Genomic DNA, 11,961 nt, shown 5'->3' with positions numbered 1-11,961 from the left:
GGTCAAGGCACGCTTTCCCGCCTTGACCCGGCACCACCGGCCGTAGTCACAATCGGGCTTCGGGGTGGCGGGCACCGAGCGGGCCTAACGCGGGCGGAGGATGATCTCCGTCGGGTGGGCGTCCGGGGTGGCTGACACCGCCGTTAGCACCGCGGTGGCCACCGAGTCCGCCTTCAGTAGGTGGGACGTGTCGTACTCGCGGCCTTCGCCCGCGAAGATCGCCTGCTGCATCTCCGTGTCCGTGCGGCCCGGGTAGACCGATGTCACGCGGATGTCGCGCTCCTCCTCGCGGAGGGCGTCGGCGAAGGCGCGGGCCGCGAACTTGCTCGCCGCGTACGGGGACCAGCCCGGGCGGGCGTTCAGGCCGGCTCCGGAGTTGATCACCACCACGTGGCCGCGGGACGCGCGCAGGGCCGGGAGCAGGAGGCGGGTCAGCTCGACCACCGCCAGGGTGTTGACCTCGAAGTTCTCGCGCCACGCCGACGCCGACGCGTCCTCGATGCGGCCCAGGCGCGCGACGCCCGCCGAGTGGACCAGGACGTCCAGGGACGCGATGTCCGCGACCGCCGCCGCCAGCGACGCCGGGTCCGTCAGTTCCACCGGCCACGGCTTCGCGCCCGGGAGCTCCTTCGCCAGCGCGGCGAGTGCGTCGGCGTCCCGGCCGCCGAGGAGGACCCGGTGGGTCGGGGCCAGCTGGTGGGCGATCGCCGCGCCGATTCCGCGGGAGGCGCCGGTCACCAGGGCCAGGGGAAGATCCGTCATGACCTCACCGTAGCGGCGAACCCGGCGTCCACCGTGCGGTCTTCGCGCTTTCCGGCGCCGAGGGTGCGGGGGTCCGTGCAGCCGGACGCCGGGTCGACGTCGGAGTCGCGGGTGTCGTCGCCCGCGTCCTTGGCCGCCGGGTGGTGGCCGTCCGCGGTGAAGCACACCTGGTACGTGCCGTCTTCCAGGCCGTCGAAGCCGTACGAGCCGTCGGGGGCGGTGACCACGTTCGCGACTTCCTTGCCGCTCGCGTCCTTCAGCACCACCTTGACGCTCGCGAGGCCCGGCTCGCCCGCGTCCTGCAGGCCGTTGCCGTCGGTGTCGGCCCAGGCGAAGTCGCCGATCCGGTTCGTCGGCGACAGCAGCCCGAGATCCACCGCGAGGTCCTCGTGGGACGGGCCGCCCACGGTGCGCGGCGCGGTGCAGCCGTCCGGGTCGGCGTCCGAATCGCGCTCTTCGCTGCCGGCGTCGCGGCGGGTCACGGTGAAGTCCGCCGGAACCGCGAAACAGACCTGGTACGTGCCGTCCTTCAGCTTCTCGAAGCCGTACTTGCCCTGGTCGTCGGTCGTCGCGGTGCCGACCGTGCCGCCGGCGCCGTCCTTCAGCGTCACCTTGACCCCGGCGACGCCGGGTTCGTCCGGGTCCTGCAGCCCGTCTCGGTTGCGGTCCGCCCAGACGAAGTCGCCGATCTTCGCGATGGCCGGGGGCGGGAGCACGGTGATCGTGGCCGACGCCGTCTTGTCGCCGAGCGTGCCGCCCGCGTAGTGCACGCCGGTCACCTTCGCCGTGTTGACGTGCCCGTTGTCGGCCACCGTGAGGTCCGCGTGGTCGCAGGTCAGCTGCCGGTTCGCGCCCGCGGCCAGCGTGAACGGCTCGAACGCCCCGGGGCACCACGGGTCCTGGACGGTGATCCCGGTGAGGTCCTGGGTGCCCTCGTTGGTCACGGTGATGCGGTAGTGCGCGGTTTCGCCCGCGGTGACCGTCGCGAACGACGCCCACGCGCCGGTCGCCGGGTTCTGCACTTCCTTCTTGACCGAGTAGGCGGCGAGCTGGAGGTCGACGCAGTCCCAGTGCAGCCGGTCGAGGGTGCTCGTGGCGAAGAACTTCACCGCGGCCGCCTTCGCGGGCGCCGTCGCCGCCGGGAATTCCTGCCGGACGAGGGTGCCGTCGCCGGCGTAGTGGTCGGCGACGAGCTTGGTCTCCTGGATCTGGGTGCCGGTGGCGTCGTAGAACCGCAGGCCGGTGGCCGGTTCGTAGCGCGGCGCGCGGGACGCGGTCCAGACGCCGAGGGTGTAGACGCCGCCGGGGACGAACCGCTCGGTCTGGTACGCGGTGCTGGTCTTGCCGTCCGGCGTCTGGAGGAACGCCGCCCGCTGCCCGTCGACGGCGAAGTCCGGCTCGGTCAGCAGCTTCGGCACCTTCGCGGCCGGCGTGCCGGGCGGGACGGGGGCGGCCGGGGCGAACACGTACCCGTCCGGGGCGCCGTTGCGCGCCATGAGCTCGACGCTCGGGTTCGCCGCGAGCCCCCCGCAGACCGGCGGCGCGTCCTCGGCGACGGACGCGGACGCGGGCACGACCGCCGCCGCGATCGCCACCACCGCCACCGCCACCGTGCGCCCCGAGAAGATCACCTCTCGACTATGGCGCGGGGAACGGGCCCGCACCGGCCGAAGACCGTCCACTTAAGAGTGAACCTCGGCGGGTGCGGGCCGGTGCGTCAGCGCTCGCCGATGCGGCCGGGCAGCCCGAAGCGGCCCTTCTTCCACACCGACACGATGGCCGGCCGCGGCTGGGCGGTGCCGCCGTCCGGCCAGTGCGACGTCGGGTTCGCCGAGCTCGCCGCGTTCTCCCCGGGGTGCTGGACCGCGACGAGGACCAGGTTGTCGGTGACGACCGGGCCGCACGTCTCGGCGCCGACCGGCACCGACAGGAACTGCTTGACGTGCCCGCGCTCCGGGCCGGTGACCGGCACCGAGAACAGGCCGTCGTTCGCGCCGAGTGCGTTGCCGTCGGTGGCGATCCACAGGTTGCCGTGCCGGTCGAAGGCCACGTTGTCCGGGCAGGAGATCGGACTGACCTGGTTCTTCGGGAAGCCGCCGAAGTAGGTGTCGGCCGCCGCGGGGTCGCCGCAGACCAGCAGCAGCCGCCAGGCGAAGCGGGTCGACGCCGCGTCGCCGCGGTCCTCTTCCCACTCCAGGACGTGCCCGTTCTTGTTGCCGTTGCGCGGGTTGACCTCGTCGACGCCGGCCTTGCCCGCCGCGCCGCGGTCGCTGTTGTTGGTCAGCGCCGCGTAGACCCGGCCGTTGACCGGGTTCGGCTCGATGTCCTCGGGCCGGTCCATCTTCGTGGCCGCCACCTTGTCCGCGGCCTGGCGGGTGAAGACGTAGACCTCTTCGGCGGTGAATCCGTCCACAAAGGACGTGTCGCCGCTGGCCAGCGGGATCCACTCGCCGCGGCCGTCGAACTCGCCGTCGGCCGGGAGCTTGCCCGTGCCGTCGATCTCCGCGGCCGGGCTGTCGCCGGTGAAGCGGCCGACGTACAGCGTGCCCTCGTCGAGCAGCGCCGAGTTGTGCCGCCGCGCGTGGGCGCTGTGGCCCGGCTTGTACTTGCCCTTGGAGACGAACTTGTAGATGTACTCGAAGCGGCTGTCGTCGCCGGAGTAGACGGCGACCCGGCCGTCGGCGGTGATCTTGATGTTCGCGGCCTCGTGCTTGAAGCGGCCGAGCGCGGTGTGCTTGACCGGCGTCGAGTTCGGGTCGTTCGGGTCGATCTCGACGACCCAGCCGAACCGGTTCGGCTCGTTGGGCTCCTGCGCGACGTCCCAGCGCTTGTCGAAGCGCTCCCACTTGCGGGTGCTCGTCCCGGTGCCGACGGTGTAGCGCTTGAGCCGCGCCGCCGCGACCGGGTCGGTGACCTTGTCGGAGTTGGCGAAGTACTGGTCGAAGTTCTCCTCGCCGGAGAGCACCGTGCCCCACGGCGTCACGCCGCCGGAGCAGTTGTTCTGCGTGCCGCGGACCTTGCGGCCGGTCGGGTCGGCCGACGTCCGGAGGAACTTCGAGCCGGCGGCCGGGCCGCGGACCTCGAAGATCGTGTCGAGGGTGATCCGGCGGCCGTACCGGCTCGGGACGACCTCCAGGCCGCCGTGGATCGGGTCGCGGCGGGCCTGCAGCACCGAAAGGCCGTGCGCCGCCCAGGCGATCTTCGCCTGCTCCTCGGTCGGGTTCGCCGGGTCGTACTGGCCGGCCGGGAACATGTGGACCTCGGTCGTGTACTCGTGGTTGACCACGAGCAGGTTCGACAGGCCCAGCGGGTCCTGCGGGATCAGGCCGACGAAGTCGTTGTTGTACCCGAACTGCTTGGCCTGCGCGGCCGCGGTCTGCTTGGTGAAGTCGAACTCCGGCGCGCCCGCGACGACCGGGTCGCCCCAGCGGACGACGACGCGCTGGGCGTACCCGTCGGGGATGCTGACCGCGTCGAGCTTGTTCGGCGGGACCGGCGTGAAGTCGGTGCCCGGGACCGGACGCGGCCGGGGCTGCGGCTTCCGGAGCGGCGAGGCCGCCGCCGTCCCGGACAGGGCGGCGAACCCGCCCGCGGCGGCGGCCATCACGGCGCCGGCCTTGAACACCCGGCGGCGCGAGATGTCCTTGACGACGTCGCCGAAGTACTCGTTCCCGGATTCGTTGGCCTCCGGGTGGGCGCAGGCGTTGCCGCAGCGGTACTCACAGGTGACCGGGGAACGGCCGCCGGGGTGGACGGGCAGCAGGGGAAGCAGGCGGTCGGGCACGAGGCCTCCATGGTGGGAGTTCGGGAACGAACCGACCGTAAGCTTCCCAAACCAGCCATTCACGACATACAGGTGAACGGCGGGTGTATTGCTGCTCCGTACGGGTGTGACTCAGAACTCTTCGCCGACGAGCACCGCTTCTTCCGGCAGCGTGTGCGGGTCCGCCTTCTTCTCCCGCAGCGAGAGCAGCGCCCCCGCGACGACGCACAGCACGGCCGAGGCGACGAACGGCGCCTGCGGCGAGCCGAACCACTCGGCGACGTGCCCGACGAGCGTCGCGGCGACCGCGCCACCCAGCCAGCGGCAGAAGTTGTAGCCCGCGCTGGCGACCGGGCGCGGCGCGTCGCTGATCGACATCGCGGTGCCGGTGAACAGCGTGTTCAGGAGGCCCGACACCAGCCCGGAGACGATGATCCCGGCGACCAGCACCGGCTTGCTCGGCACGGCGAGGACCAGCATCAGCACGGCGTACCCGAAGACGGCGGCCGCGGCGGCGTGCCGCTCGCCGAGCCGAGCGGCCAGCCGCGGCGCGAGCGCGACCCCGGCGACCGCGACGCACAGGCCCCAGCCGCAGAACACCAGGCCGACGGCGATCGCGCTCCAGCCGAGGACGAACGGTGACCAGGCCAGCACGGCGAAGAACGCGGCCGTGTACAGCGCCGAGGCGACCGAGGTGCGCAGCAGGCCGGTGTGTTTGAGCGCGCGCAGCGGGTCGAGCAGCCTGACCGGCGTCCGCTGCTCGTGCTTGTCGCTCTTGAGGAACACCGCGCACAGCACGAGCGCGCCGGCCATCAGGATCGCGGTGCCGAGGAACGGGCCGCGCCACGAGATGCTGCCGAGCAGGGCGCCCAGCAGCGGGCCGACCGACAGGCCGACGCCGAGGGCGGCTTCGTAGAGCAGGATCGCGCCGGACTGGCCGCCGGTCGCGGCGCCGACGATCACCGACAGCGCGGTCGCGATGAAGAACGCGTTGCCCAGGCCCCAGACCGCGCGCAGCCCGACGAGCTGCTCGATCGACCCGGCGGCCGCGCACAGGGCGGTGGCCGCGACGATCAGCGTCAGCCCGGCCAGCACCGTGCGCTTGGCGCCGAAGCGGGCGCTCGCCGCGCCGGTGACCAGCATCGCGACGACCTGGACGCCGAGGTAGGACGAGAAGAGCAGGGTGACCTGGGACGGCGTCGCGTCCAGGCCCTTGGCGATGGACAGCAGGATCGGGTCGACCAGGCCGATCCCCATGAAGGCGATGACCGCGGCGAACGCGGTGATCCACACCTGCTTGGGCTGGCCCTTGACCGCGTCCAGCAGGCTCGAGTGGTGTTCAGCGCTCATCGCTGATCAGTTCCTCCTTCTTGGTGTCAACGAGCAACTTGGCGAGAGCGGGCAGGGCGGCATCGATCGCTGCGCGGTCGGTTTCGTCCATCGCGATGAGCCGCTCGCGGAGGAATTCCTCGCGAGCCGTCACCAGTTCGGCGTAAAAGCGCAGGCCCTCGTCGGTGACTTCGACCAGCACCGCGCGGCCGTCGGCGGGGTCCGGGCGGCGGGTCGCGAGGCCGAGCCGTTCGAGCCGGCCGACGACGTCGGTCATCGACGGCAGCCGCACCCCTTCCAGCTCGGCCAGCGCGGACATCCGCCGCGGACCGCCGTTGACCAGCTCACTCAGCACCGAACCCTGGGTGAGGGTCAGCGTCAGCTGCGGGGTCTGGCGGCGGACCTGGTGGTAGAGCCGGAAGACCAGCGGCCGCAGCCGGTGGGCGAGATCGGTGATCGCGGAAGTCACTTAGCTAGGCTAACAAAAATTAGTAAGGGTGGCTAAGTAAGTCCGCTCACAGGTTAGGCTCGGGCCATGGACGCGGTGATCTTCGACCTCGACGGCGTACTGGTGGACTCCGAGCGGATCTGGGACGAGGTGCGGCGGGCGGTCGTCGCCGAGCACGGCGGCACGTGGCGCGAGGAGGCGACGCGCGCCCTGCAGGGGATGAGCACGCCGGAGTGGGCGCGGTACCTGGTCGAGGAGCTGGGCGCCCGGACCACCCCGGCCGAGATCGCGACGGTCGTGGTCAAGCGGATGGCGGCGCGGTACGCGGCGGAGCCACCGCTGATCCCCGGCGCGGTGGACGTCGTCCGGCAGGTGTCGGCGCGGTGGCCGGTGGCGATCGCGAGCTCGTCGCCGGTGATCCTGATCAAGGGGTTCCTCGACGTGACCGGCCTGCCGGTGGGAGCGGCGGTGTCCTCCGAACAGGTCGGGGCCGGGAAACCGGCGCCGGACGTCTACCTGCGGGCGGCCGAGCTCCTGGGCGTGGCGCCCGGCGATTGCGCGGCCGTGGAGGACACGACGAACGGGCTGCGGTCCGCGCTGGCGGCGGAGATGGCGGTCTATGCGGTGCCGAACCCGCACTTCCCGCCCGACCCCGAGGTGCTGAAGCAGGCGACGGCGGTGGTGGAGGAGATCACCGGCTTGCCGGGTGCGCTTGGTCTGGGTTGACCTCGTAGCGGACCGGCGGCGAACCGGGCTTGACGTCGGCGAGGAACACCCGGTCCCGCCCCAGCGCACCGACCTCCTTCGCCGGGCTCAGGTCGCCGGCCGCGTCGTAGAGGCGCAGGCCCCGGACCTCGGCGCTGACCAGGATGACCGCCTTGCCTGCCGGCAGCGGGCCGCCGTCTTTGCCCACGTACCCGGCCCGGACGACCCGGTCCGACCGCGGGACGCACGACGGCGACTCGATGCCGAACTGCGAACCGGTGCCGCCGTGCGTGGTGCCCTTGAGGAACGTCTCGACGCAGAACCACGGCCGCCCCGACAAGTCGGCCGGGTTGACCGCGTACGACGTCCACGCGTTCGTCTGGCCCGCGAAGTCGGTGAGCGCCACCGGCTCGTCCCCGCCGACCAGGTTCTCCGGGGAGATCACGGGCTTGGCGAGCACCAGCTCCTGCCCCGGCTGCGTCGCGGGCTGCGGCGGCGGGGGCTGGGCGGTGTTGACCTGGGTGGCGATCGACACGCTGGTCAGCACGACCAGGACGGCGGCCAGCGGAGCCACCCAGACGGCGGCCCGGCGGCGGCGCGACGGCCGCCGCTGCCGGCGCTGCTGTTCCGCCCAGGCCAGCTCGAGGTCGGGCGAGACCTCCCGGGCCTGTTCGCGCAGTGCTTCGGCCAGCTTGCGTTCGAGGTCGGTCATCGCTCACCTCCCAGGTCGTCCCCCAGGTGCTTGCGCAGGTTCTCCATCGCGTGGTGCGTCGTAGCCTTGACCGTGCCCGGCGAGATGCCCAGCGTTTCCGCGATGGCCGCCGTGCTCAGGTCCAGCCAATACCGCAGCACCAGCACCTCGCGCTGCCGCCGGGACAGCCGCGCCAGGACCGCCCGCAGCTGCTGGTGCTCCCAGTTGGCCACCGCCCGGACCTCGGCCGACAGCTCGTCCGGCGGCCGGTCCTGCGGCGTCCGCCGGACGACGCGCAGGTGCCGGGTCCGCGACCGCGACATGTTCACCACGGTCGTGCGGAGGTAGCCCGCCACGCGCGTGTGGTCGGTCAGGGTGTCCCAGCGCTGGTGGAGCTTGACGAACGCCTCCTGCGCGACGTTCTCCGCGTCGTCCGCGCCGAGCAGGTGGGCCAGCCGGGTCATCTGCCCGAAGTACTCCCGGAACAGGTCGTGGAAGGTCGGCGCGCCCAGGTCCCCCGGCACGCTCTCGCCCACACTCGCACTCACACCCCGCCAACGCCCGCCCCGCCCCACCGGTTTAGTGCACCACGCGAAGAAGGCCGCCACCAGCGGTGACGGCCTCCTCCGACGGCAGTTCCTACCGCTCGACCTCGCCGCGGATGAACTTCTCGACGGCGTCGCGGGCGGTCGCGTCGTCGTACTGCTCCGGCGGCGACTTCATGAAGTAGGACGACGCCGACAGGATCGGGCCGCCGATGCCGCGGTCGAGCGCGATCTTCGCGGCGCGCACGGCGTCGATGATGATGCCCGCCGAGTTCGGCGAGTCCCACACCTCGAGCTTGTACTCCAGGTTCAGCGGCACGTCGCCGAACGCGCGGCCCTCGAGCCGGACGTAGGCCCACTTGCGGTCGTCGAGCCACTGCACGTAGTCCGACGGTCCGATGTGGACGTTGCCCTTGCCGAGCTCGCGGTCGACCTGCGAGGTGACGGACTGGGTCTTGGAGATCTTCTTGGACTCGAGCCGCTCGAGCTCCTTCATGTTCAGGAAGTCCATGTTCCCGCCCACGTTGAGCTGCATCGTCCGGTCGAGCTGGACGCCGCGGTCCTCGAACAGCTTCGCCAGCACGCGGTGCGTGATGGTGGCCCCGACCTGGGACTTGATGTCGTCACCGACGATCGGGACGCCGGCGTCGGTGAACTTCTGCGCCCACTCGGGGTCGGAGGCGATGAACACCGGCAGCGCGTTGACGAACGCCACGCCGGCGTCGATCGCGGCCTGGGCGTAGAACTTGTCGGCCACCTCGGACCCCACCGGCAGGTACGACACGAGCACGTCGGCCTGCGCCTCGCGCAGCGCGGCGACGACGTCGACCGGGGTCTCGTCGGACTCCTCGATCGTCTCGCGGTAGAAGCGGCCGAGCCCGTCGTGGGTGTGGCCGCGCTGGACGGTGACGCCGAGCGGCGGCACGTCGGCGATCTTGATGGTGTTGTTCTCGGAGGCGAAGATCGCCTCGGACAGGTCGCGGCTGACCTTCTTGGCGTCCACGTCGAACGCGGCGACGAACTCGATGTCGCGGACGTGGTAGCCGCCGAAGTCGACGTGCATCAGACCGGGGACGCGGGTGGCCGGGTCCGCGTCGCGGTAGTACTGGACACCCTGGACCAGCGACGCCGCACAGTTGCCGACGCCCACGATGGCCACCCGTACGCGGCGGTTCTCGCCCATGGGGGTTTCTCCTTCAATCCGTGTCTGTTCAGTAGGTCTGGTGCCGCGACGCTGCGGCCCGGGCCGGGCGGCTCAGGTCTCCGGACCCTGCCGTTCGGCTTGTTCGTGCGCGATCAGCTCGTTGAGCCAGCGCACCTCCCGCTCGCTGGTCTCCAGCCCCAGCCGGTGCAGCTCGCGGGTGTAGCGATCGATCTTCTCCTCGGCCCTGGCCAGCGCCGCCCGCATGCCCTCACGGCGTTCCTCGACGCGGCGGCGGCGGCCCTCGAGGATCCGCATCCGCACGTCGGCCGGGGTCCGCGAGAAGAAGGCCAGGTGGACGCCGAAACCTTCGTCGTCCCAGGTCTGCGGCCCGGCGTCGCCGAGCAGCTCACCGAAGCGCTCCTTGCCCTCCGCGGTGAGCTTGTAGACCCGCCGTCCGCGCCGCGACCACGCCCGGTCGTCGGCCTCGTCCAGCTCCTCGACCAGGTACCCGGCCCGCAACAGCTTCCGCAGGGTCGGGTACAGCGAGCCGTACGAGAACGTCCGGAACGTGCCGAGCGTCTCGTGCAGCCGCTTGCGCAGCACGTACCCGTGCATGGGCGCTTCGTGCAGAAGACCGAGGATCGCGAACTCCAGCACACCGCACCCCCTTTCGGGAACAAACCGAGACCACCCGCGTTGCTCCGAACGAGCGCCTCGATCCAACCTACTCAGCCACTATATCGCGCCGATACATCGAAGTGGCGAAGCTAACCTCCGCTCACTACCCATCAGGGTCGAAATTCACCGGAGAGTTATCGAACGTCCGGCGTGTCCGCCCCGGTCCCGGGCTTGCGGGCGCTAGGGGGCGTGGACGCCACAGGAAGAGCCCGTACTCTGTCCTCGTGATTAACCAGCGGCAGGTCGTGGACTACGCGCTGCAGCGCCGTGCGCTGCTGGCCGAAGTCCGCTCCGGGCGCGTCGGCAGCCACGAGGCCTGCGACGCGAGCCCGTACCTGCTGCGAGCGGCGAAGTTCCACGGCCGGGACGGCGACCAGCCCTGCCCGATCTGCCGCCAGGAGCCGCTGACCCTGGTGTCCTGGGTGTACGGCGACGAGCTCAAGCACGTGGCGGGCTCGGCCAGGACACCGGAAGAGCTGGCCAGGATGGCGGGCTCGTTCGCCGAGTTCACCGTGTACGACGTCGAAGTGTGCCGGGCGTGCCACTGGAACCACTTGGTCCGGTCATACGTCCTGGGCACAGGGGAACCGGCGGGTCCGCGAAGGACCGCGGGCCGGTGAGCCACCGTACGACCATCGCAACACGCAGGTCAGACCCCCTGCGGGGACTGATCCGGGAGGACCGTCCGTGACCGACGACAACCGCTCCTGGCCCAACCAGGAGCCAGACGCACCCCGTCGCGCCCAGTGGCCGGGTGAAGACGCGGGACCGGCGTGGCCCGGTGAGTCGCCCCGGCGCGCCACCCCGCCCCGCGGCAACCCCGGGCAGGGCGGCCCGGCCTGGCCCGCCGGCGACGAGGGTGGCCGGCAGTGGCCCGCTGACCAGCCACGACGTCCGCAGGCACCACGCGGCCAGAGCGGCGCGTCCGACCGGCGCCAGCCGCCCGGACGACGTCCCGGTGGCCCGCCCGGCTCGCCGCCGCAGGGTTTCCGGCAGCCTCCGCCGGCCGGACGGCGTCCGGACCCGGAACCCGAACGTGAGCCGGATCTCATCACCCACCACGCGCACAACGGGACCGAGGACGCCTACGAGCCGTACGACGACGACCGCTTCGACGAGTTCGCCGACGACGTCGGGCCCCAGGAGGAGCTCGACGAGAAGGGCCGCAAGGTCCTCACCCCGGCGCAACGGAAGAAGCGCCGCTGGAAGATCATCCGGCGGGTCGCGTACGCGTGCGTCGGCGTCTTCTTCGTCGTCCCGGCGATCGCGTTCGTGATCACCTACTTCATGGTCGACGTGCCGACGCCGGAGAGCGTCGCGGCGCTGCAGAGCCAGCCGGTGACGTACTACTACAACGACGGCAAGACGGTGATGGGCAAGTCCCTGCCCAAGGGCGGTGACCGGCAGCTGGTCAAGCCGGGCGAGATCCCCGACGTCGTCAAGCACGCCGTGTACTCGGCCGAGGACGCGACGTTCGAGACCAACTCGGGCTTCGACTTCACCGGCATCCTGCGCGCGGTCTTCAACCAGGCGACCGGTGGCCAGGGCGGTGGTTCGACCATCTCCCAGCAGTACATCAAGAAGGCCACGGAGAACGACGCGCCGACGCTCACCCGCAAGTGGACCGAGCTGGCCAAGTCGTTCAAGATGAACAACCAGGAGTCCAAGGAAGAGATCATCACGGGCTACCTGAACATCATCTACTTCGGACGCTCGGCGAACGGGATCCAGGCGGCCGCGAAGGCCTACTTCAACAAGGACGTCAAGGACCTCAACGCGTCCGAGGCGGCGCTGCTCGCGGGTCTCATCCAGGGCGGGTCCTGGAGAGCCAGGAGGAAGCGGTGTCGGCGATCCTGAAGAAGGAGATCCAGCCGGGCGAGGTCCTGGTGATCCGCT

At 71.3% G+C, this 11,961-nt stretch carries 11 protein-coding genes and 1 pseudogene; 3 read left to right on the top strand and 9 right to left on the bottom strand.

Features of this window, described 5'->3' with window-relative positions; translation table 11 throughout:
* Nucleotides 1-84: 84 nt before the first annotated feature.
* The 5 genes from ACWDN5_RS43860 to ACWDN5_RS43840 form a co-directional block, all read right to left on the bottom strand.
* Nucleotides 85-762, bottom strand: coding sequence for an SDR family oxidoreductase (locus ACWDN5_RS43860; RefSeq protein ID WP_449680427.1), 678 nt, complete (start codon nt 760-762; stop codon nt 85-87).
* The gene (locus ACWDN5_RS43855) at nt 759-2,393 is read right to left on the bottom strand and encodes a DUF7850 domain-containing protein (protein ID WP_449680426.1); all 1,635 of its coding nucleotides are present in this window, start codon (nt 2,391-2,393) and stop codon (nt 759-761) included. Before ACWDN5_RS43855 ends, ACWDN5_RS43860 begins: the two co-directional genes overlap by 4 nt.
* Before the next feature lie 86 nt (nt 2,394-2,479).
* Nucleotides 2,480-4,546, bottom strand: a complete 2,067-nt coding sequence (locus ACWDN5_RS43850) for a PhoX family protein (protein WP_310968421.1) — start codon at nt 4,544-4,546, stop codon at nt 2,480-2,482.
* 111 nt (nt 4,547-4,657) lie between these two features.
* Nucleotides 4,658-5,875 (bottom strand): MFS transporter, encoded by a 1,218-nt coding sequence (locus ACWDN5_RS43845; RefSeq protein ID WP_449680425.1) that lies wholly within the window; start codon nt 5,873-5,875, stop codon nt 4,658-4,660.
* A complete protein-coding gene (locus ACWDN5_RS43840; protein ID WP_449680424.1) occupies nt 5,865-6,323 on the bottom strand; it encodes a MarR family winged helix-turn-helix transcriptional regulator in 459 nt (152 codons plus the stop codon). The genes ACWDN5_RS43845 and ACWDN5_RS43840 overlap by 11 nt, the downstream gene beginning before the upstream one ends.
* A gap of 66 nt (nt 6,324-6,389) precedes the next feature.
* Here ACWDN5_RS43840 and ACWDN5_RS43835 point away from each other — a divergent pair, with 66 nt between their 5' ends.
* On the top strand, nt 6,390-7,028 hold the full coding sequence (locus ACWDN5_RS43835; protein ID WP_449680423.1) for an HAD family hydrolase: 639 nt from the start codon (nt 6,390-6,392) through the stop codon (nt 7,026-7,028).
* Here the strand turns inward: ACWDN5_RS43835 and ACWDN5_RS43830 are convergent.
* From ACWDN5_RS43830 to ACWDN5_RS43815, 4 genes are all read right to left on the bottom strand, one after another.
* Nucleotides 6,994-7,719: a hypothetical protein gene (locus ACWDN5_RS43830; RefSeq protein ID WP_449680422.1), complete on the bottom strand. Its 726-nt coding sequence runs from the start codon at nt 7,717-7,719 to the stop codon at nt 6,994-6,996. The genes ACWDN5_RS43835 and ACWDN5_RS43830 overlap by 35 nt on opposite strands.
* Entirely contained in the window at nt 7,716-8,246 is a 531-nt protein-coding gene (locus ACWDN5_RS43825) for an RNA polymerase sigma factor (RefSeq protein WP_310968416.1), read from the bottom strand. The genes ACWDN5_RS43830 and ACWDN5_RS43825 overlap by 4 nt, the downstream gene beginning before the upstream one ends.
* A gap of 91 nt (nt 8,247-8,337) precedes the next feature.
* Nucleotides 8,338-9,426 carry an inositol-3-phosphate synthase gene (locus ACWDN5_RS43820; protein WP_310968415.1) on the bottom strand — a complete coding sequence of 363 codons (1,089 nt, stop codon included), beginning with the start codon at nt 9,424-9,426 and terminating at the stop codon, nt 8,338-8,340.
* A gap of 72 nt (nt 9,427-9,498) precedes the next feature.
* On the bottom strand, nt 9,499-10,044 hold the full coding sequence (locus tag ACWDN5_RS43815; protein WP_086679623.1) for a PadR family transcriptional regulator: 546 nt from the start codon (nt 10,042-10,044) through the stop codon (nt 9,499-9,501).
* 245 nt (nt 10,045-10,289) lie between these two features.
* On the opposite strand from ACWDN5_RS43815, the gene ACWDN5_RS43810 reads away from it, so the two are divergent.
* A complete protein-coding gene (locus ACWDN5_RS43810) occupies nt 10,290-10,685 on the top strand; it encodes a DUF5318 domain-containing protein (RefSeq protein WP_310968414.1) in 396 nt (131 codons plus the stop codon).
* A gap of 67 nt (nt 10,686-10,752) precedes the next feature.
* Nucleotides 10,753-11,886, top strand: a pseudogene (locus tag ACWDN5_RS43805) (transglycosylase domain-containing protein); the annotation flags it as partial.
* Between the last annotated feature and the right edge of the window lie 75 nt (nt 11,887-11,961).

It is taken from the genome of Amycolatopsis sp. NPDC003731, from assembly GCF_053586895.1.
The sequence above is the reverse complement of the archived record's forward strand: the minus strand, read 5'-3'. Positions and strand labels throughout refer to the sequence as shown.